General features: G+C 70.2%; 21 protein-coding genes. 8 read left to right on the top strand and 13 right to left on the bottom strand.

Annotated features, from left to right (window positions below; translation table 11 throughout):
• Positions 1-3: 3 nt before the first annotated feature.
• The 5 genes from folP to rfbA form a co-directional block, all read right to left on the bottom strand.
• Complete coding sequence (gene folP / locus ASE01_RS07040; RefSeq protein ID WP_200958774.1) at positions 4-876, bottom strand: dihydropteroate synthase; 873 nt, start codon at positions 874-876, stop codon at positions 4-6.
• Positions 873-1,778, bottom strand: a complete 906-nt coding sequence (locus ASE01_RS07035) for a glucosyl-3-phosphoglycerate synthase (protein WP_056749481.1) — start codon at positions 1,776-1,778, stop codon at positions 873-875. Before ASE01_RS07035 ends, folP begins: the two co-directional genes overlap by 4 nt.
• Before the next feature lie 344 nt (positions 1,779-2,122).
• A complete protein-coding gene (locus ASE01_RS07030; protein ID WP_056749480.1) occupies positions 2,123-2,950 on the bottom strand; it encodes an N-acetylmuramoyl-L-alanine amidase family protein in 828 nt (275 codons plus the stop codon).
• Positions 2,947-3,951, bottom strand: coding sequence for a UDP-glucose 4-epimerase GalE (galE, locus tag ASE01_RS07025; RefSeq protein ID WP_056749479.1), 1,005 nt, complete (start codon positions 3,949-3,951; stop codon positions 2,947-2,949). The genes ASE01_RS07030 and galE overlap by 4 nt, the downstream gene beginning before the upstream one ends.
• Before the next feature lie 51 nt (positions 3,952-4,002).
• Positions 4,003-4,878, bottom strand: coding sequence for a glucose-1-phosphate thymidylyltransferase RfbA (gene rfbA, locus ASE01_RS07020; protein WP_056749478.1), 876 nt, complete (start codon positions 4,876-4,878; stop codon positions 4,003-4,005).
• 65 nt (positions 4,879-4,943) lie between these two features.
• Between rfbA and rfbB the strand changes: the two genes are divergently transcribed.
• The 4 genes from rfbB to ASE01_RS07000 all read left to right on the top strand — a co-directional run bounded on the left by rfbB (position 4,944) and on the right by ASE01_RS07000 (position 9,126).
• Positions 4,944-5,942, top strand: coding sequence for a dTDP-glucose 4,6-dehydratase (gene rfbB / locus ASE01_RS07015; RefSeq protein WP_056749477.1), 999 nt, complete (start codon positions 4,944-4,946; stop codon positions 5,940-5,942).
• A complete protein-coding gene (locus ASE01_RS07010) occupies positions 5,939-7,333 on the top strand; it encodes a bifunctional dTDP-4-dehydrorhamnose 3,5-epimerase family protein/NAD(P)-dependent oxidoreductase (protein ID WP_268788661.1) in 1,395 nt (464 codons plus the stop codon). The genes rfbB and ASE01_RS07010 overlap by 4 nt, the downstream gene beginning before the upstream one ends.
• Before the next feature lie 5 nt (positions 7,334-7,338).
• The gene (manA, locus tag ASE01_RS07005; protein ID WP_056749476.1) at positions 7,339-8,520 is read left to right on the top strand and encodes a mannose-6-phosphate isomerase, class I; all 1,182 of its coding nucleotides are present in this window, start codon (positions 7,339-7,341) and stop codon (positions 8,518-8,520) included.
• A gap of 222 nt (positions 8,521-8,742) precedes the next feature.
• A complete protein-coding gene (locus tag ASE01_RS07000; protein WP_082605882.1) occupies positions 8,743-9,126 on the top strand; it encodes a GIY-YIG nuclease family protein in 384 nt (127 codons plus the stop codon).
• Between the two features lie 172 nt (positions 9,127-9,298).
• Here ASE01_RS07000 and ASE01_RS06995 read toward each other — a convergent pair whose 3' ends face one another.
• From ASE01_RS06995 to ASE01_RS06985, 3 genes are all read right to left on the bottom strand, one after another.
• The gene (locus tag ASE01_RS06995) at positions 9,299-9,607 is read right to left on the bottom strand and encodes a DUF2516 family protein (protein WP_082605881.1); all 309 of its coding nucleotides are present in this window, start codon (positions 9,605-9,607) and stop codon (positions 9,299-9,301) included.
• An 84-nt stretch (positions 9,608-9,691) separates the two neighbouring features.
• Complete coding sequence (locus ASE01_RS24945) at positions 9,692-10,327, bottom strand: hypothetical protein (protein ID WP_157537148.1); 636 nt, start codon at positions 10,325-10,327, stop codon at positions 9,692-9,694.
• A gap of 5 nt (positions 10,328-10,332) precedes the next feature.
• Positions 10,333-10,806, bottom strand: coding sequence for a helix-turn-helix domain-containing protein (locus tag ASE01_RS06985; RefSeq protein WP_056749474.1), 474 nt, complete (start codon positions 10,804-10,806; stop codon positions 10,333-10,335).
• Between the two features lie 167 nt (positions 10,807-10,973).
• Here ASE01_RS06985 and cysC point away from each other — a divergent pair, with 167 nt between their 5' ends.
• Complete coding sequence (gene cysC, locus ASE01_RS06980; protein WP_056749473.1) at positions 10,974-12,854, top strand: adenylyl-sulfate kinase; 1,881 nt, start codon at positions 10,974-10,976, stop codon at positions 12,852-12,854.
• On the top strand, positions 12,851-13,870 hold the full coding sequence (locus ASE01_RS06975; protein ID WP_056749472.1) for a sulfite exporter TauE/SafE family protein: 1,020 nt from the start codon (positions 12,851-12,853) through the stop codon (positions 13,868-13,870). The genes cysC and ASE01_RS06975 overlap by 4 nt, the downstream gene beginning before the upstream one ends.
• Positions 13,871-14,151: 281 nt before the next feature.
• Here the strand turns inward: ASE01_RS06975 and ASE01_RS06970 are convergent, their stop codons facing one another.
• Both ASE01_RS06970 and ASE01_RS06965 read right to left on the bottom strand, forming a co-directional pair.
• Complete coding sequence (locus ASE01_RS06970) at positions 14,152-15,318, bottom strand: nucleotide sugar dehydrogenase (protein ID WP_056749471.1); 1,167 nt, start codon at positions 15,316-15,318, stop codon at positions 14,152-14,154.
• Between the two features lie 73 nt (positions 15,319-15,391).
• Positions 15,392-16,171: a DUF4143 domain-containing protein gene (locus ASE01_RS06965; RefSeq protein WP_056749470.1), complete on the bottom strand. Its 780-nt coding sequence runs from the start codon at positions 16,169-16,171 to the stop codon at positions 15,392-15,394.
• Between the two features lie 89 nt (positions 16,172-16,260).
• Here ASE01_RS06965 and cysD point away from each other — a divergent pair, with 89 nt between their 5' ends.
• Complete coding sequence (gene cysD / locus ASE01_RS06960; RefSeq protein WP_056749469.1) at positions 16,261-17,175, top strand: sulfate adenylyltransferase subunit CysD; 915 nt, start codon at positions 16,261-16,263, stop codon at positions 17,173-17,175.
• On the top strand, positions 17,175-18,434 hold the full coding sequence (locus tag ASE01_RS06955; RefSeq protein ID WP_157537147.1) for a sulfate adenylyltransferase subunit 1: 1,260 nt from the start codon (positions 17,175-17,177) through the stop codon (positions 18,432-18,434). The genes cysD and ASE01_RS06955 overlap by 1 nt, the downstream gene beginning before the upstream one ends.
• Positions 18,435-18,656: 222 nt before the next feature.
• On the opposite strand, the gene ASE01_RS06950 is transcribed toward ASE01_RS06955, so the two are convergent.
• Genes ASE01_RS06950 through ASE01_RS06940 form a run of 3 tightly spaced genes read right to left on the bottom strand, consistent with a single transcriptional unit; the run spans position 18,657 to position 20,490 of the window.
• Positions 18,657-19,625 (bottom strand): YgfZ/GcvT domain-containing protein, encoded by a 969-nt coding sequence (locus tag ASE01_RS06950; protein WP_056749468.1) that lies wholly within the window; start codon positions 19,623-19,625, stop codon positions 18,657-18,659.
• A complete protein-coding gene (locus tag ASE01_RS06945) occupies positions 19,622-20,098 on the bottom strand; it encodes an adenylyltransferase/cytidyltransferase family protein (protein ID WP_056749467.1) in 477 nt (158 codons plus the stop codon). Before ASE01_RS06945 ends, ASE01_RS06950 begins: the two co-directional genes overlap by 4 nt.
• Positions 20,098-20,490 (bottom strand): Fur family transcriptional regulator, encoded by a 393-nt coding sequence (locus ASE01_RS06940; RefSeq protein ID WP_056750057.1) that lies wholly within the window; start codon positions 20,488-20,490, stop codon positions 20,098-20,100. Before ASE01_RS06940 ends, ASE01_RS06945 begins: the two co-directional genes overlap by 1 nt.
• Positions 20,491-20,571 lie beyond the last annotated feature (81 nt).

The raw sequence follows: 20,571 nt of genomic DNA, 5'->3' as shown, positions 1-20,571 counted from the left end.
CGCTCACTGGAGGCCCCGAATCGCGCGCAGCGGCGGGCGTCGGCCTGCGATGGACCACACCATGTCGACGGTCTGCCGCGTCTCCACCACCTGGTGGACGCGGTAGATGCGGGCGCCGGCGAGGGCGCAGACCGAGGTGGCGGCGAGGGTACCGACGAGTCGCTCACCCACCTCGAGGCCGAGAGTCTCGCCGACGAAGTCCTTGTTGGACAGCGACACCAGGACCGGCCACCCGGTCGCGACCATCTCCCCGATCCGGCGGGTCACCTCGAGGGAGTGGAAGGTGTTCTTGCCGAAGTCGTGGGCCGGGTCGATCACGATCGACTCCCGTGCGACACCTGCTGCCAGCGCCCGCTCCGCGTAGGCGAGCGTGTCGGTGATCGCGGCCGCGACCACGCCGCCCTGGTCGTCGTAGTCGATCCGGTAGGGACGGGTGCGGGGCGTGACGCCGCCGGTGTGGGTGCAGATGATCGCGGCGCCACGGGCCGCGGCCACGTCCACCAGCTCCGGGTCCGCGCCGCCCCAGGCGTCGTTGAGGACGTCGGCGCCGACAGCGCACACGGCATCGCCCACCTCGGCCCGCCAGGTGTCGACGGAGATCACCAGCGCCGGCCAGGTCTCGCGGACCCGGGCGACGAAGTCGACGACGCGCGACTTCTCCTCGGCGGCCGAGATCTCGACCCCGGGCGCTGCCTTGATCCCGCCGATGTCGACGATCTCGGCGCCCTGCTCGACGACCTCGGCGACGCGGGCGAAGGCCGCGTCCTCGGCCCAGGTGGCGCCCTTGTCGAAGAAGGAGTCGGGCGTGCGGTTGACGATGGCCATCATCAGCGCCTCGTCGTCGCCGAACGAGTGCCGGCCGAGTTCCAGGGTCACAGCCAGGCCTCCGCAGGCGGTCGTTCGATCACGGGTACGACGCGCTCGACGGGCTCGAGTCCGCGCAGGTACTGCCGCAGCACGGTCTCACGAGCGGCTCCCCCACCTGCGGCGTGCTCCACCCCCACCCGGGTGAGTGCGGCCGCGAGGATCTGGGTCGCCATCCCCCCGAGGTCGCGCAACGCCTGGTGCCGGTGCGCCCGGGCGCCGAGGTCGACCTGTGCGATCGCGTCGGGTCCGCCGGCCCGGACCGTGTCGACGAGCGCGGCCAGCTCCACGGCGTACCCGGTCGGCACGGACAGGCCTGCGAACCAGGACCTCCGCACGGCCCACTCCCCGGCGAGCGGCTGGACGAGCGGCGCCAGCTCAGGAAAGAGGAGGGAGATGAGGGGCCGGGCGACGAGCTCGGTGACGCGGCCGCCCTCGAGCGGGCCGTCGGCGCCGGGGCGGTCGTAGAACCCCTTGACCAGCTGCACGTCCGGGTCGGACAGGAGCGGACCGAGCAGCCCGGGCACGAAGTGGGTGTCCCAGTCGTGCAGGTCGGCGTCCATGAAGACGACGAGGTCTCCGGAGGTCACGAAGAGCGACTTCCACATCGCCTCGCCCTTGCCCGGGTGAGTGCCCAGGTCCGGACGGATCTCGGCGGAGCGATGCACCCGCGCTCCGGCCGAGGCGGCGACGGCGAAGGTGTCGTCCTCGGAGTCGCTGTCGATGACGACGACCTCGTCGACCAGCGCGACGGTGTCCATCAGGGCCTCGCGGACCCGCTCGACGACCGCGCCGACGGTCGCGGCCTCGTTGCGGGCCGGGACGACGAGGCTGACGCGTTGCCCCAACGACCTCTTCGTCCCCAGCAGTCCCTCGAGGGTCCAGTCGTCCCAGTGGGCGGCGCGGATACCCATGTCCGTCAACCTACCCGCCGGAAATCTCCCGTACTTGCCAAGGGTTCTTTACCCACCAGTAGCGAATCCGGTGCTACGGTCGAAAGGTCTCGGGAATTCTGTGGGCGCTCCCACCCTCTGGAGTTCGAATGACTGTCAAACGTTGGCGACGCAAGGTCCGTTGCCTGCTCAAGCACGGGCCGCGTCGATGCCCTCACATCGAACGGCACAGCCGGCGCCGCAAGCGTCGGAAGCGACCGCTCAGTGCGGCTCCGCTGATGCCGGCCGCGCTCACCGAGCAGCGGCCGATGTCGAACGGACGGCACACGTTGCCGTTCGGTTGACGCTGCGCAGAGGTGCGTGGCTCAGGCCCGCAGGTAGGCGCGCACGGCGGCCGCGATCGCTCGCGCGTACCTCCGCTGCCCCGCCGCGCTCTCCATCACCGCTGCCTCGTCGCCGTCGCGCATGTTGCCGAGCTCGGCCATCACCGCCGGGACGTCGGACAGGTTGAGCGTCCCCAGGTCGCGGCGTACGTCGATGCCGCGCTCACCGCGGTAGGTCGCCGGGCCGAAGCCCTCCGCGACCAGGGCATCGCGCAGCACCCGCGCCAGGCGCCGTGAGGGCCGCTCGATGTCGTCGGTCCACCCGACGAGCTCGCCCGGCCGGATCACGTGGAAACCGACCGCCCCGTCAGCGAGGACACCGTCGGCATGGATGCTGATCCGCAGGTCGGCAGCCGGTCCGGGCTCCGTGGGGTTGCCCATCCGGCCACGCTCGTCCACGCACGGCCCCCACTCGTCGTCGGAGTTCGAGCTCCGGGTGAGCAGCACCCGCGCGCCCAGCCGCCGCAGGATCCGACGGGTGGCCTCGGCGACCCGCCAGGTGAAGGTCGCCTCCGGGTAGCCCGACGACGTCGCGGTGCCGGTGGTGTTGCACTCCTTGTCGAAGCCGCCCGCATCGACCGGCGCCCCGATCTCGGCGCCGTGGCGCCGGTTGCCCAGCTGGTGACCGGGGTCCAGCACGACCACCTTGCCGGCCAGGGGCAGCGCGGCCGCGCTGACCGACGGGCTCGGCTGCGGCACGGACGAGGAGGTGGGCTCGCCGGGACCGGCCGCCTCACCGCCACCGTCGCTCGAGCAGCCCGCCGCGAGAGCGGCCAGCGCCACGAGTGCGACCGCGCGCGGTGAGCTCACTCGTACCCCAGGACGGCCTTCCGCTTCTCCCCCCACGCCAGGGCGGAGGCGATGGCCTCGTCGAGGGTCAGCTCGGTGCGCCAGTTCAGCAGCTCGGCGGCCTTGTCGGCGTTCGCGAAGGCACCGGCGGCGTCCCCCGGACGCGGCGGCGCCTCGGTGACCGGCACCGGCTTGCCGACGACCCGCTCGACCGCGGCGAGGAGCTCGCGCACGGTCACGCCGTCGCCGCCGCCGAGGTTGATGTAGGTGTACGGCTCGCCGACCTTGGACAGCACCGAGTCGAACTCCTCCACCGCACGGACGTGGGCGCGGGCGAGGTCCCAGACGTGGATGTAGTCGCGGATGCCCGTGCCGTCCCGGGTCGGGTGGTCGGTGCCGGTGATGGTGAAGGTGTCGCGGAAGCCCAACGCCGTCTGCGCCATGAGGGGGACGACGTGCGTCGCGTCGCGCAGGTGGTAGCCGGACGCCAGGTCCGGGTCGGCACCGATCGGGTTGAAGTAGCGCAGGATCACGGCGCGCAGGTCGCTCGCGCGAGCCAGGTCCTCCAGCACCATCTCCATCATCCGCTTGGTGCGGGCGTACGGCGACGTCGGCTCCACCGGGTCGCCCTCGGACACCTCGAAGTCCGGCTTCAGCGCGTAGAGCGAGGCGGTGGAGGAGAAGATGATCCGCGGCTTGCCGAGCGCGGTGAGCTCGTCGAACATCTCCAGCGACTTCGTGACGTTGTCGCGGTAGTAGCCGTAGGGCTGCTCGACCGACTCGGGCACCACGATCCGCGCCGCCATGTGGATCGTGGCGTGCAGGTCCGGGTGCTCCGCGACGATGCGCTGCAGCAGCTCCCGGTCGGCGATGTCGCCCTCGTAGAAGATCCGGCCGGCGGCGTACTGCCGCGGGCCGACCAGCAGCGAGTCGAGGATGACCGGCGTGTGGCCGGCCTGCTCGAGCGCCTTCGCGGTGATCGAACCGAGATAGCCGGCACCGCCGGTGACGAGGACCTTCATGGCCCCGACCCTACCGACCGCGCCGCCGTCCGCCGAGCGCGCGCAGCGCCGTCAACCGCCGTGCTTCTCGTCGAGCAGGCCCAGCAGGTAGCGCCCGTAGCCGCTCTTCAGCAGGCCCTGGGCCAGCTCGGCGAGACGGGTGTCGTCGATGTAGCCGAGTCGCCACGCCACCTCCTCCGGCGCACCGACCTTGGTCCCCTGCCGCGCCTCGAGCGCCCGGACGTAATTGCTCGCGTCGTTCAGGTCGTCGAAGGTCCCGGTGTCGAGCCAGGCCGATCCGCGCGGGAGCACCTCCACCTGGAGCCGCCCCTCCTCGAGGTACTTCCGGTTCAGGTCGGTGATCTCCAGCTCGCCACGCTCGGAGGGCTTCAGCGCCCGGGCCTTCTCCACGACGTCCGCGCCGTAGAAGTAGAGGCCCGGCACCGCGAACTGGCTGCGCGGCTTCGCCGGCTTCTCCTCCAGGGAGAGCGCGCGTCCCTCCGGGTCGAACTCCACCACGCCGTACGCCGTGGGGTCGGCCACCCGGTAGCCGAAGACCGCGGCACCGTCGAGGTCGCCGAACCGGCGCAGCCGCGTGCCGAGACCCGCGCCGTAGAAGATGTTGTCGCCGAGGACCAGGCCGGCGCCACCGCCGGCGAGGTGCTCCTCGCCGATCAGGAACGCCTGCGCGAGCCCGTCCGGGGACGGCTGCACGGCATAGGTGATCTCGATGCCGAATCCCGAGCCGTCACCCAGCAACCGCCGGAACTGCTCCGCCTCGTGCGGGGTGGTGATGACCAGCACCTCGCGGATCCCGGCGAGCATCAGCGTCGACAGCGGGTAGTAGATCATCGGCTTGTCGTAGATCGGCATCAGCTGCTTGCTGATGGCATGGGTGATCGGGTGCAGGCGGCTGCCCGTACCGCCCGCCAGGATGATCCCGCGCATCTCGTCCCTGCTCTCGAACCTGCTATTCGGCTGACGCGCCGATTGTCCTCCATAGACTCCTCCCTGTGCAGCGCATTCTCGTGACCGGCGGGGCCGGCTTCATCGGCTCCAACTTCGTCCACCACCTCCTCCGCCACACCGACGCGACGGTGACCGTCCTCGACAAGCTGACCTATGCCGCGTCCCGCGAGTCCCTCGCGGGCCTCCCGGCCGACCGGGTCCAGCTCGTCGTGGGTGATGTCGCCGACGCCGAGGTAGTGGCCCCGCTCGTCGACCGTCACGACGCCGTCGTGCACTTCGCAGCGGAGTCCCACAACGACAACTCCCTGGACGACCCCTCGCCGTTCATCAGGACCAACCTGATCGGGACGTTCACGCTCCTCGAGGCGGTCCGCAGGTCCGGGGTCCGCTACCACCACGTCTCGACCGACGAGGTGTACGGCGACCTGGAGCTCGACGACCCGCAGCGGTTCACCGAGCAGACGCCGTACCAGCCGTCGTCGCCGTACTCCGCCTCCAAGGCCGGCTCGGACCACCTCGTGCGCGCCTGGGTGCGCAGCTTCGGCGTGCAGGCCACCATCTCGAACTGCTCGAACAACTACGGCCCGTGGCAGCACGTCGAGAAGTTCATCCCGCGCCAGATCACCGAGCTGATCGAGGGACGCCGCCCGAAGCTCTACGGCTCGGGCGAGAACGTCCGCGACTGGATCCACACCGAGGACCACTCCTCCGCGGTCCTCACCATCCTCGAGCAGGGCCGGATCGGCGAGACCTACCTCGTCGGCGCCGACGGTGAGCGCTCCAACCTCGAGGTCGTGCGCCTGGTCCTGACCCTGATGGGCCGCGACGCCGACGACTTCGAGCACGTGAGGGACCGCGCCGGGCACGACATGCGCTACGCCATCGACTCCACCAAGCTGCGCACCGAGCTGGGCTGGAAGCCGGTGTACGACGACTTCGAGGCCGGCCTCGAGCAGACGGTCCGGTGGTACCAGGGCGCCCAGGACTGGTGGGGACCGCACAAGCACGCCACCGAGGCGGCCTACACCGCGAAGGGGCAGTGACCACCGTGAACGGCGTCGAGACGACCCCCGTCCCGGGGATGCTGGTGCTGCGCCTGGACGTGCACCGCGACGACCGGGGCTGGTTCAAGGAGAACTGGCAGCGCGCCCGGATGGTCGAGGCCGGTCTGCCCGACTTCGGGCCGGTCCAGAACAACATGAGCCTCAACGCCCAGCGCGGCGTCACCCGGGGCATCCACGCCGAGCCGTGGGACAAGCTCGTGTCCGTGGCGATCGGCAAGGTGTTCGCCGCGTGGGTCGACCTGCGCCCGGGTGAGCACTTCGGTGCGACGTACTGGACCGAGATCGACGAGAACGTCGCGGTCTTCGTGCCCCGCGGCGTCGGCAACGCCTACCAGGCCCTGGTCGACGGCACCGTCTACTCCTACCTCGTCAACGACCACTACTCGCCCGGCACGACCTACCCCGCGCTCGACCTCGCCGACGAGACCGTGGCGATCCCGTGGCCGATCCCGCTCGCGGAGGCCGAGACGTCGGAGAAGGACCTGACCAACCCCTCGCTCGCCGAGGTCACCCCGATGCCGCCGAAGCGCACCCTGATCACCGGGTGCCGCGGCCAGCTCGGCCAGGCCCTCGCCCGCGAGTTCCCCGACGCGACCCTGGTCGACCTCGACGAGCTCGACCTGACCGACCCGAAGGCGCTCGAGGCCTGGCCCTGGCAGGAGTACGGCGTCGTGCTCAACGCGGCCGCTTACACCGCCGTCGACCGGGCCGAGACCCCCGAGGGCCGGGCCGACGCCTGGGCGGCCAACGCTGCCGCACCCGCAGCGCTCGCGAGGATCGCGGCCCGGCGCGGCCTGACCCTGGTGCACTACTCGACCGACTACGTCTTCGACGGCTCCGAGGTGCCCGGAGGGCACGCAGAGGACGAGCCGTTCGCCCCGTTGGGGGTCTACGGCCAGACCAAGGCCGCCGGCGACATCGCCGTCGCCACCGCGCCCCGCCACTACGTCCTGCGCACCTCGTGGGTCATCGGCGAGGGCCACAACTTCGTGCGCACCATGCAGAAGCTGGCGGCGGACGGGGTCGACCCGGCCGTGGTCGACGACCAGGTCGGCCGCCTCACCTTCACCGACGAGCTCGCCCGCGCCACTCGCCACCTGCTCGACACCGGTGCCGCCCACGGCACCTACAACGTCACCAACAGTGGCGTCCCACGCTCCTGGGCGGACTACGCCCGGTGCGTCTTCGAGCTGACCGGCCACGACCCCGCGCGGGTCAGCACCGTGACGAGCGAGGAGTACGCCGCCGGCAAGTCGCTCTCGCCGCGACCGCTCCACAGCACCCTCTGTCTCGACAAGCTGGCAGCGACGGGCTTCGTCAGCAGGGATGCCGAAGTCGCCCTCGCCGACTACACCACCCCTCTAGGCTGACCGACGTGCTCGCCCTCAGCTGCCCCACCCAGTCCTACGACTGGGGGTCCACCCACGCCATTCCCGGCTTCCAGCGTCAGGAGTCGGACGGTCGCCGGGTCGCCGAGGTATGGATCGGTACGCATCCACTGGGTACGGCGCGAGTCGTCGACGGCACGGAAGAGGGACGGTCACTGACCGAGGTGGCCGGCGAGCTCGGCTTCATGCTGAAGGTGCTGGCCGCGGACCGGCCGCTGTCGATCCAGGTCCACCCCGATGCCGACCGGGCGGCTGCCGGCTTCGCCGACGAGGAGGCCGCGGGCGTGCCGCTCGGCGCCCCGCACCGCGTGTTCAAGGACCCGCACCCCAAGCCGGAGATGGTCTATGCCCTCTCCACCTTCGACACCCTCGTCGGCCTGCGCCGCACCTCCGAGATCATGCGGATCCTCGAGGCGCTCGAGACCCCGCTGACCGACGAGCTGATGGCGAGCCTGATCGACAACACCGGCTTCGGCGGCATCGTGACGCTGATCGGCGGCCTGCTGGCCGACCCGCCGCCCGCCGACGTCGTGGACGGCGTCGCCGCGGCCTGCCAGAAGGCGCTCGACGGGGGCCGCGACGTGAAGCGTGCCTACGAGACGGCCGTGGAGCTCGCCGAGTCCTCCCCCGGCGACGTGGGCGTGATCATCTCGCTGCTCCTGAACCGCCTCACGCTGCAGCCCGGCGAGGCGGCGTACCTCGACACGGGGATCATCCACGCCCACCTCCGCGGCCTGTGCCTGGAGGTGATGGTGTCCTCCGACAACGTGCTCCGTGCCGGCCTGACCACCAAGCACATCGACGCCCCGGGCTTGGTCCGCTGCCTGGCCGAGGGCACCTCGCGCGCCGCCCGCGTCGAGCCCCTCGTCTTCAACTACTCCACCGACGTGTTCAGCCCGGGCGGCGACTTCGCCCTGTCGGTCACCCAGAGCTCCCCGGCCGACCCCGCCGGCGTCGTCCTGCCCGCCACCGGCCCGCGCCTGCTGGTCTGCACCGGCGGCGAGGTCGCCCTGGTCAACCGCCGCGACCAGGTCCTGCGCCTGGGCCGCGGGGACGCGGCGTACGCCGACGACACCGACGGCGAGCTGCGCGTCGCCGGCACCGGCGAGATCGCGCAGGCGTTCGTGCCGGGCACCGGCGCCCGCGGTCAGCTCTTCGACCTGCTCTGAGGGGCCACCACGAACAACGCGAGGCCGTTGGTCGAGTAGCCCGCGAGGAACGAGCGGGCGTATCGAGACCCCACCCGCCGCCGACAGCGGCGCCRTTGGTCGGAGGCCGTTGGTCGAGTAGCCCGCGAGGAACGAGCGGGCGTATCGAGACCCCACCCGCCGCCGACAGCGGGCCTGTGGATGACCGGAGCAGGCGGTGCCGGAATCCGGCACCGTCGAGCCATGGCCTACGTCTACCTCCTGCGCTGCGGCGACGGCTCATACTACGTCGGCAGCACCCGCAGCCTCGAGCACCGCATCCACCAGCACCACGTCGGCGCCGGAGCCGAGTACACCCGTCGTCGACGTCCGGTCGAGCTGGTGTGGGTCGGCGAGTACTCGAACATCGGAGACGCCTTCTTCTGGGAGAAACGAATCCAGGGGTGGTCGCGCGCCAAGCGCGAGGCGCTCATCCGCGGCGACTATGACGCCCTGCCCGGACTCTCACGCAAGGACTTCAGCCGGTCACGAGCCGGCGAGCACGGGGAGGGTCTCGATACGCCCTCGCCCAGGGGCTCGGACTACTCGACCAACGACCACCCATCCCCGCCGCCGTTGGTCGAGTAGACCGCGAGGAACGAGCGGGCGCATCGAGACCCACCCAGGGGCTCGGACCACTCGACCAACGACGACCCATCCCCGCCGCCGTTGGTCGAGTAGCCCGCGAGGAACGAGCGGGCGTATCGAGACCCACCCAGGGGCTCGGACCACTCGACCAACGACGACTGGGAACGACGCGTCAGCGCCGGCGCAGACCTGCCAGCGCGGGCCGCACGTCAGCGAGGTAGACGGCCGCGGCGACCGTCATCGCGAGGTTCACGATCGAGAAGTCGATGCCGAGCCACAGGAAGAGCTGCAGGCCGGCACCGACACCGAGCAGCGCGCACCAGGTGACCTTGGTCAGCTTGTCGGCGGCGGAGTAGGACTCTGCGGAGTAGAGCAACGCGCTGACCAGCGCGAAGATCTTGAGCACGAGCAGCGCGAACGCGATACCGAGATTGATGTACATCTCGGCGTCCGACACTGCCGGCACGAATCCCCCACCCATGACGGCGATGGTAGTGGGTCATGACGAAAACGACCGCGACCCCGGGGCCGGAGCCTCGGGGTCGCGGTGCTGACGAGCGTGCGCTCAGTTGGCAGCAGCCTTCTTCGCGGGAGCCTTCTTGGCCGGAGCCTTCTTGGCCGGGGCCTTCTTGGCGGCGGCCTTCTTGGCCGGAGCCTTCTTCGCGGGAGCCTTCGTGGCCGGAGCCTTGGGGGCCTCGCCGCTGCGCAGCTTCACGACGACACCCTCGCCGCGCTTGGCGAGGTCGGCGTACAGAGCGGTCGCGGTGGCGACGTTCTCGTCGTACGCGCCCTTGACGGAGGTCTGGACCTTGGACGGCAGGGCCTTCGCGTCAGCCTGGAAGCCGGCGATGCGGGCCTCGGCCTGGGTACGACGACCGGCGAAGGACGCGGTGGCCTTGCCCTGGAGGGACTTGGCCTCGGGGAACTCGAAGCCCTTGACGGTGCTCTGCACGTCGGCGACGCGAGCGGTCACCTTGGCCTGCACGTCGGCGACGTAGGTCTTGACCTTCTCGACAGCCAGGTCGGTCGCGCCGACACCGGCGTAGATCGGCTTGGCGGCGACCGGGGGGAGCTCCGGCAGGTCGATCGACTTGAGGTCGATCGCGGGGATCTCGATCTTGGGCAGGTCGATCTTGGGCAGGTCGATCTTCGGGAGGTCGATCTTGGGGAGGTCGATCTTGGGGATCTCGAGCTTCGGCATGTTCATTACCCTTCGTTGATGACGCGGTCGTTGTCGCTGTCAGGATTGATCTCGGTCTGGACCGGCAGGTCGTCCTCGACCCCCGTGCCACTGTCGGACTCCTCGGCACCCGCAGGTGCGTCGGCGGCGTTCAGTGCGAGGAACGAGGCGTAGACGTCGAGCAGCGACTGCTTCTGCCGCTCGGTCAGGCCGGCATCGCCGAGGATGGCGAGCTCGACCGATCCGCCCACGCCGTCATCCGGGCTGAGGATCCCGGCCCGGATGTAGAGCTGCTCCGCAGAGATCCGAAGAGCCTTGGCGATCTGCTGGAGCACCTCGGCCGACGGCTTGCGAAGCCCCCGCTCGATCTGGCTGAGATAGGGGTTCGAGACACCCGCCTGCTCGGCGAGCTGCCGCAACGAGAGCCGGGACGAGACCCGCTGCTCCTTGAGGTAGTCCCCGAGCGACCCGACGGTCTTCCCGACCTTTCCTTTAGCCATGTCCCCATGGTGCTAGCAAGAGTTAGCACTTTGCAAGCACCCAGCTTGTGAAGTCCTTCACATGAGCACGCTTACGGCGTCCGGCGCTTCCGGGCGTGCGCGGTGACAGGTTTCGCCTGTCAGTCTTCAAATGGGATCAACTCACTCGACTCTGTACGATCGCCACCGTGTCGAGTCCGTCCGTGCCCCAGCACTGCCCCACCCCGCTGGAGCTCGACGACCTCGAGCTGCTGACCTCCGGCGCCGCGGGACCGATCGTCGGGTTCAACGAGCCCGGCAGCCCGATCACGCTGGCGCTGCCCGAGGCCCTGGAGTCCCACCTCGAGGAGGGTCACGAGGTCGAGCTCGTCGACCCCGAGGGCCTCCCCCTGGCCCGGGTCGCACGGACCCTGCGCGGGTTGAGCGTCGAGCCCCTCACCCACGCGCAGTTCGGCGCCTTCCGCGAGCTCCACCTGCCCCCCGAGCGGGCGCGCGAGCTGTACGCCGGGCGCACCGTCGTCCCGGTCACCGACCTGGTCACCGACACCCAGCTGTCCCAGCTGCGCGAGCTCGGCCCCGTGCTGCTCGCCGCCCTCGTCGGTGTCGGCAGCCCCGCCGTGAGCCCGGTCGGCCTGCTCCGCGCCACCGTCCGTGTCGCCGACCTCCTGGACGCCGAGGTGGTCGCGATCCCGCTGACCGACCACGGCACCAAGGCCGACGCGACCCTGCGCAAGTCCGTGCTGGCGTGGTACGCCGGCGCCGACTCGATCGTCGAGCTCGAGCCCGGCGGCAGCCCGCTGGCCGAGCTGGGTGACATCGCCCGCCGCGAGCACCCGTCCCCCGACGAGCAGGGCCTGGTCCTGTTCTTCACCGGCCTCTCGGGCAGCGGCAAGTCGACGCTGGCCCGCGCGTTGATGGATCGCGTGCTGGAGCAGGGCACCCGCACGATCACCAGCCTCGACGGCGACGTCGTACGCCGCAACCTGTCGGCAGGCCTGAGCTTCTCCAAGGCGGACCGCGAGACCAACATCCGCCGCATCGGCTGGGTGGCGGCCGAGATCGCCCGCCACGGCGGCATCGCGATCTGCAGCCCGATCGCTCCCTTCGACGAGACGCGTCAGCAGGTGCGGGCGATGGTCGACCAGGCCCGCGGCCGCTTCTTCCTCGTCCACGTCTCCACCCCCCTCGAGGAGTGCGAGCGACGCGACCGCAAGGGGCTCTACGCGAAGGCCCGCCGCGGCGAGATCCCCGAGTTCACCGGCATCTCCTCGCCCTACGAGGAGCCCGCGGACGCCGACGTCCGCGTGGACACCACCGGTCGCACCATCGAGGCAGCGCTGGACGAGGTGATCTCCGCGCTCGCCGACTCGGGCCTGCTCGACCTCGCGATCCCGGAGCCGCCCGTCGAGCTGCGCTCGCCGGCGGTCGTCGCCGAGCCGGTCGCCGAGCCCACCGCCTCGACCTCGGACCGCGTGTCCTCCCGCCTGATCGGCGCGCGCAGCTCTGCCGCCTCCGGCGAGCCCGTGCGGGTGCTGTTCATCTGCACGGCCAACATCTGCCGCTCCCCCTACATGGAGCTGCGGGCCCGGTCCCTGCTCGCCGGGCGCGAGGACGTGCTGTTCTCCAGTGCGGGCACCCATGGCTTCCGCTCCCACAAGGTCGACCCGACGATGGCCGCCGTCCTCGCCGACCGCGGCGTGGGCGAGGACCTCCTCGGCGGCTTCGCCAGCCGGCGGCTGACCCGCGACCTGATCAACGAGGCCGACCTCGTCCTGACCGCGGAGTCCTCGCACCGGGCGTTCGTGCTCGAGGACGTCCCGGGCGCGTTCCGCAAGGCGTTCACGCTCGGCCAGTTCGCCGACTCCATCGACCGGGTGGACACAGCCCTCACCGGCGCGGCCCTGGTGACCGCCGCCGGCCACCGTCGCGCGGGCGCGATCGACGCGCACGACATCCGCGACCCCTATCGACGCGGCCGCGCGGCCGCCGACGTCTCGGCAGACCAGATCGATTCGCTGCTCCAGGCGGTTCTCCCCCGCCTCAGCCCTTCCGAGACAGGCACCTCATGACCGAGTGGATCACCCTCACGGCGCTCTCGATCGTCGCCGCCGGCTTCCTGGTCGGCATCGTGGTCGGCCTGACCGGCATGGGCGGTGGCGCCCTGATGACGCCGGCACTCATCTTCCTCGGCGTCGGCCACACCTCCGCGATCGTCACCGCGGACCTGACCGCGGCCGCGATCTACAAGACCGGCGGAGCGATCACCCACGCCCGCGAGGGCAGTCCGAACCTGCGCCTGGCTGCCTGGCTGATCGCCGGGTCGGTCCCGATGGCGTTCGTCGGTCCCTGGCTGGTCAACTGGTTCACCGACGACCCGGCCGAGCTGGAGAAGACCCTCAAGCTCTGCATCGGCATCGCGCTGCTGTTCGCCGCGTCGACGTACGCACTGCGGCTCTACATCAACCTGCGTCTGGTCCGCAGCGGAGGAGTGCTGCCCGACGACAACCCGCGCATCAGGCCGGTGCCGACCTTCCTGGTCGGCATGCTCGGCGGCCTCCTGGTCGGCATCACCAGTGTCGGGTCCGGCTCGGTGATCATGATCGCGCTGCTGATGCTCTACCCCGGGCTCTCGGCCGTGCGCCTGGTCGGCACCGACCTCGTGCAGGCCGTCCCGCTGGTGCTGAGCGCCGCGCTGGCCAACATCGCGATCCACGGTCTCGACTGGGAGCTGCTCATCCCGCTGGTGATCGGCTCGGTCCCCGGGACCCTGCTCGGCGCGAGGCTCGCGCCCCGCGTCCCGCAGTCGTTCATCCGCCGCGGCATCGTCATCGTGCTGACGATGTCGGGGGTCGCGCTGCTCTTCAAGGCGGGCATCCACCCGTTCGGCGAGGGCCACGAGACGCTCGAGGCGATCCTCGTCGCGGTGGTCGGCCTCGTGATGCTGCTGCTCGTCCCTCTGGTGTGGGGCGTGCTGCGCCGCCAGCAGGGGCTGCCGATGTTCGGCGCCCCGACGGTCAGCGAGATCGAACGGCTCGGCGCCGCTGCCGGCCAGCAGGACCGGCAGGGTACGACGGACGAGCGCTGACGCCTCGGCGAGCGGTCGGTCTAGCGACTCAGCAAGCGGTCGGTGTCGAGCCGGAACGGCTCGTCGTGGGCTGCTGCACCAGCAAGACCCCAGGTGACCAGTGCGGCTGCTGCAGTCCAGAGCACACCAAGTCCGAGCAATGTCTCCATGTCACGACCTCCTGTCTCCAACGCTAGACAGGTACCCACAGTGGCCGAGACCACACATCGGTCGGATCGAGCTGGTCCGAACGGATCAGGTCGGCGGCCCGGCGACGGGACGTCGTCCCGCCGCTCCGGGCATCAGTCCCGACCGTAGATGTCGCGGGTGTAGACCTTGCCGGCCACGTCGTCGAGGACGTCGGTGTGGCGGTTCGCGATGATCACGTCGGCGCGCTTCTTGAACTCGTCCAGGTCGCGCACCACCTCGGAGTTGAAGAAGGTGTCCTCCTCCAGCTCCGGCTCGTAGACGATGACCGGGACGCCCTTGGCCTTGATCCGCTTCATCACGCCCTGGATCGAGGACATCCTGAAGTTGTCGGAGCCCGACTTCATCGTGAGCCGGTAGACGCCGACCACGCGCGGGCGGCGGTAGAGGATGTCGGCCGCGATGAAGTCCTTGCGGGTCGTGTTGGCATCGACGATGGCGCTGATCAGGTTCTGCGGGACGTGGCGGTAGTTGGCCTGCAGCTGCTTGGTGTCCTTGGGCAGGCAGTAGCCGCCGTACCCGAAGGACGGGTTGTTGTAGTGCGTACCGATCCGCGGGTCGAGCCCGACGCCCTCGATGATCTCCGGCGCCGACAGGTCGTGCATGGCAGCGTAGGTGTCGAGCTCGTTGAAGTACGCGACGCGTAGCGCGAGGTAGGTGTTGGCGAACAGCTTGATCGCCTCGGCCTCCGTGGCGCCGGTGAAGCGGATCGGGATGTCGGTGGCGAGGGCACCCTCGCGGAGGAGATCGGCGAACTGGCGGCCGGCGGCGGTGTCGGACCCGACGATGATCCGCGACGGGTGCAGGTTGTCGTGCAGGGCCCGGCCCTCCCGGAGGAACTCGGGACTGAAGATGATCGAGGAGCCGAGGTGGCGCTCACGCAGCTTGGCGGTGAACCCGACCGGCACCGTCGACTTGATCACCACCGTGGTCGACGGGTTGTGCGCGAGGGCCTCGGCCGTGACGAGCTCCACCGAGGAGGTGTCGAAGTAGTTGCTGACCGGGTCGTAGTCGGTCGGGGTCGCGACCACCACGAAGGACGCGTCGGCGTAGGCCTTCTCCTTCTCCAGGGTGGCCGTCAGGTTGAGGGGGCGCGAGGAGAGGTAGTCCTCGAGCTCGACATCGATGATCGGCGACTCGCGCCGGTTGATCGCATCGACGCGGTCGGCGTCCACGTCGAGCGCCCAGACCTCGTTGTTCTGGGCGAGGATGACAGCGTTCGACAGTCCGACGTAGCCGGTTCCCACCACAGCGATCTTCACGGTGTGACCCTACGGCCGGATCCGGTCCGACGTCCTGATCTTCGGCCGGGTCCACTGGATGTACGCGACAAGTTCATCCCTCCCACAGCGTCGCGATGGGCAGGCTCCACAGACGAGGCCCGTAGACGTGACCCGTCGCGGCCGTGTTGAGCACGATCCCGCCCCGGAAGCGGCCGCCCGCCCGAGTCCGGAGCGCGCGCAGGCCGTCGAACTGGTGCGGTCGCAGGCTGGCCGCGGTGCGGACCTCGATGCCGTACAACGTGTCGTCCGGGAGCTCGACGACCAGGTCGACGGCGAGCCCGTTGCGCTCGCGCAGGTGGCTGATCCGGTAGCCCGCGGCACTTTCCGCCTGCTGGCGGAGCAGCTCGGCCGCGACGAGGTTGCGCAACAGCGGCGACAGCAGTCGACGACCGCTGAACGCGACCAGGTCCGGCGCGGGGCAGCCCGCGAGGTGGCGCGCCACGGCGACGTCGGTGAAGACGACCCGGGGCCTCCCGATCGCTCGCCTCGCCACCGGGGAACGACACCCCGGCACGAGGGCCACGACGCCCAGCTGGACCAGCAGGTCGACGTACGGCGGCAGGGTGGTCGGGGGGACGCCGGCCGCTGCGCCCAGCCGGACCCGGTTGAACTCGGCACCGGGGGGATCGGCAAGTGCCCTCGCCAGCGCCCGGACCCGCACCGGGTCCAGCCGGCCGAACGACCGGGAGCGGCCGCCGAGCAGGTCGTCCAGCTCCTGTGGGACGCCCGGGCGCACCATCAGCTCGACGTAGTCGGCGATCTCCCGACCGGTCCGCTCGTCGCCGGGCACCATAGCCCGCGACCCGAGCCGGGTGATCAGGTCGAGGGGCATCCGGCCACTCTAGGCGACGAACTCGTCGATTTGTCTGTAGGGCTCGCTGGAATGTCCCGGTGCAAGGCGCGGCATGGCACGATGCCCGGGTGACACAGACCCAGAGCGACTACCGCCTGAGCCAGCTGGACCAGCTGGAGGCGGAGTCCATCCACATTTTCCGCGAGGTCGCGGCCGAGTTCGAGAAGCCGGTCCTGATGTTCTCGGGCGGCAAGGACTCCATCGTCATGCTCCGCCTGGCGGAGAAGGCGTTCTACCCCGCGAAGATCCCGTTCTCGATCCTGCAGGTCGACACCGGCCTCGACTTCCCCGAGGTCATGGAGACGCGCGACCGCTGGGTCGCCCGCCTCGGTGTCAACCTCGTGGTCGCGAGCATCGACGACGCGATCAAGAACGGGATCATCCCGGACGCCGCGAAGATCAGCCGCAACCGCCTGCAGATCCCGACGCTGCTCAACGCGATCGAGGAGAACGGCTTCACCGCCGCCTTCGGTGGCGGTCGCCGCGACGAGGAGAAGGCCCGAGCCAAGGAGCGCGTCTACTCCCACCGTGACGAGTTCGGCCAGTGGGACCCCAAGAACCAGCGCCCCGAGCTCTGGAGCCTCTACAACGGCCGCCTGCACGAGGGCGAGCACATGCGGATCTTCCCGATCTCGAACTGGACCGAGCTGGACGTCTGGGACTACATCGGCCGCGAGGGCATCGAGATCCCCGACATCTACTTCAGCCACCAGCGACGCGTCTTCGAGCGCGACGGGATGCTGATGAGCGAGACCCCGCTCAACCCGCTGCGCGACGGGGAGGTCGTGTCCGAACGGACCGTCCGCTTCCGCACCTGCGGTGACATCACCCTCACCGGCTGCGTGGAGAGCACCGCGTCCACGATCGACGAGATCATCGACGAGGTGGCCGTCGCCCGCAAGACCGAGCGCGGCGCCACCCGCGGTGACGACAGGTTCTCCGAGGCTGCCATGGAGGACCGCAAGAAGGAGGGCTACTTCTGATGGCCACCACTGACATGGATCTGCTCCGCTTCGCCACCGCCGGCTCCGTCGACGACGGCAAGTCGACCCTCATCGGTCGCCTGCTGCTCGACTCGAAGGCGATCTTCGAGGACCAGCTCGAGGCCGTCGAGGCCACCAGCGTCTCGAAGGGCTACGACTACACCGACCTGGCCCTGCTGACCGACGGTCTGCGCTCCGAGCGCGAGCAGGGCATCACGATCGACGTGGCGTACCGGTACTTCGCGACCCCGAGCCGCAAGTTCATCATCGCCGACACCCCGGGCCACGTGCAGTACACCCGCAACATGGTCACCGGCGCCTCGACCGCCGACCTCGGCCTGGTCCTGGTCGACGCCCGCCAGGGCCTCACCGAGCAGTCGCGCCGCCACGCGGTGATCCTGTCCCTGCTCCGGGTCCCGCACCTCGTCCTCGCCGTCAACAAGATGGACCTGGTCGACTTCGACCAGGAGGTCTTCGACAAGATCCACCGCGAGTTCACGCAGTTCGCCACCAAGCTGAACGTCCCGGACCTCGAGGTCATCCCGATCTCGGCGCTCCAGGGCGACAACGTGGTCAACCGCTCCGAGCACATGCCGTGGTACTCCGGCCCGACGCTGATGCACCACCTCGAGCACGTCCACGTCGCCTCCGACCGCGACCTGATCGATGCCCGCTTCCCGGTGCAGTTCGTCGTACGCCCCAAGTCCGACGAGTTCCACGACTACCGCGGGTACGCCGGCCAGGTCGCCGGCGGCATCCTCAAGCCCGGTGACGAGATCGTCGTCCTCCCGTCCGGGATGACCTCGAAGATCTCGAAGATCGACCTGTTCGACAAGGAGATCACCGAGGCCTTCCCGCCGATGAGCGTGACGGTCCACCTCGAGGACGACGTCGACGTCTCCCGCGGCGACATGATCGCCCGGGTCAACAACGCGCCGACCCCGAGCCAGGACATCGACGCGATGGTCTGCTGGATGACCAACACGCCGCTGCAGCCCCGGCAGAAGCTGGCGATCAAGCACACGACCCGCACGGGTCGCGCGCTGGTCAAGGACATCGCCTACCGCCTGGACGTGAACACGCTGCACCGCGACCAGGAGACCAAGGAGCTCGGCGTCAACGAGATCGGTCGGGTCACGCTGCGCACGACCGTCCCGCTGCTCGTGGACCCGTACTCCAAGAACCGGACCACCGGCTCGTTCATCCTGATCGACGAGGCGACCGGCGTGACCGTCGGCGCGGGCATGATCAACGGCTGACGCAGTCACCACCAGCCACGGGCGTCCTCCTCCGGGAGGGCGCCCGTGCTGCGTTCGGGGCCGGTCAGTCGAGCGCGAAGTGCGCCATTCTCTCCGCCGAAGTGCGTGGTTTTCTCCATCGAGGTGCGCGAGGTTTCGTCGCGGACGGGAACGTCAGGACACCTCGGTGGAGAAACCGGCGCACTTCGCGGGAGAAAACCACGCACTTCGCGGGGGACGGGATCAGCGCTGGGGGCGGAAGTGCAGTCCCACCTCGGGATCCACGAGGACCTCCTGGGCGGCAGGGATCCCGTCGACCACGAGCGGGGCGGCGACGTCGGTGTTGCGCTTCAGCACGGCCAGCGCGATCGGGCCGAGCTCGTGGTGGCGGGCCGAGGAGCCGACGAAGCCGACGGCGCGGCCACCGCCGTCGGGCAGCACCTCGGTGCCCGGCGCGGGCAGCCTGTTCTCGGATCCGTCCAGGTGCAGCAGGGTGAGTCGGCGCGGCGGACGTCCCAGGTTGTGCACGCGCGCGACGGTCTCCTGGCCGCGGTAGCACCCCTTGTCCATGTGGACGGCGCCCGCCCAGGCCGGCGCCTGGTCGATGGCCAGCCAGCCGACCTCGTTGGGGATGGTGCGGTCGTCGGTGTCGAGGCCCAGGCGCGGCTCGCCGCGTTCGATCCGCAGCGCCTCGAACGCCCACAGGCCGGCGGCCGGACCGGCAGCCTCGGCGTACGCCGTCAGCTGGTCCCGGGGCACGAGGTCGTACCTCGTCGGGCGCCAGGCAACCGCGAGGTCGGCGGTCACGTCGGTGATCTCGACGCGCATCATGAACTTCATCCGCTCGAGGAACCCGATCAGCGCGGCGGCGCGGCCGGGCTCGGTGTGGGCGGTGAACGCCTCGCCGTCGTCGACGCCGGTGAAGGCGTGCTCGACGTGTCCCTGCGGGCTCAGGATGAGCGCGGTGATCCAGCGGCCCGGCTCGAGGCCCTCGAAGAACTGGGTGGTCAGCGAGTGCAGCCACGACAGCCGGTCGGGGCCGGCGACGCGGAGCACGTCACGGTGGGAGAGGTCGACGAAGCCCTCGCCGGAGACGAGGGCGTACTGCTCACCGAACAGGCTGCCGTAGTGCGCGGCGACACCGGCGTCGATGCCGTCGCCTCCCACGGCGCCGGGCAGGGAGAGGAGCGGACTGGCAGGTGTGGCGGTCATGTGAGGTCCCGGTAGTGCTCGAGGAGGCGGGTGAGGGTTCCGAGCGCGGTCTGCATCTCCTCGATGTGGGCCGGGTCGAGGGTGCGGAGCATCTCCTTGATCTCCGTGCTCGAGACCCCCGAGGTACGAGGCAGGTAGCGCACTTCACAAACGTCGGCGAGGTCGTCGAACTTCCCGGTCCAGTCGTCGCCCATCACGAAGAGGTCGACGCCGTGCTCGACGATGTCGGCCCGCTTCTGCTCCCAGGACCCCTCGGGCACGACCAGGTCGACCCCGCGGATCGCCGCGACGATGGCCGCCCGGTCGTCGTACGACACGACGGACCGCTTGCCCTTGCCAGCGTTGAACTCGTCGGTGGAGACGCCCACGACCAGCCGGTCGCCCATCGCGGCGAGGCGCTCGATCAATCGGAGGTGACCGATGTGGAAGAGGTCGAAGGTGCCATAGGTCAGCACGGTGCGGCCCTGGGTCATCAGGACACTCCTTCGCAGTTGGCGCAGCGTCCGAAGACGGTGAGGTGGCCGAGGTCGGGGACGAAACCCTTCGCCCCCAGCACCTCGATGAACGGAGCCGCCTCGGCGGCAGCGACCGAGGTCACTGCGTGACAGGCGCGGCAGACGAGGTGGAAGTGCTCGTGGCCGCGCACCGAGTGGTACGTCGGGGCCCGGTCGGTGAGATGGGCATGCCGGACCAGGCCGAGCTCCTCCAGCACCTCGAGCGTGCGGTAGACCGTCGAGGCGTTGACGGTGCTGGCCGTCTCCTGCACCTTCGCCAGGACCTCGTCCGGCGTCGCGTGGCCGAGGCTGTCGACCGCCGCGAGGATCAGCTCGCGCTGCGGCGTGAGCCGGTAGCCCTTCTCCCGCAGGGCCGATCGCCAGTCGACGGCCTCGACCTCAGGGCCGTGGTCATGGTGGTGGCCATGGCCGTGGTCAGGGCCGTGGTCAGG

It is taken from the genome of Nocardioides sp. Root190, assembly GCF_001428565.1.
In the GTDB taxonomy this organism is placed as follows: domain Bacteria; phylum Actinomycetota; class Actinomycetes; order Propionibacteriales; family Nocardioidaceae; genus Nocardioides.
The sequence above is the reverse complement of the archived record's forward strand: the minus strand, read 5'-3'. Positions and strand labels throughout refer to the sequence as shown.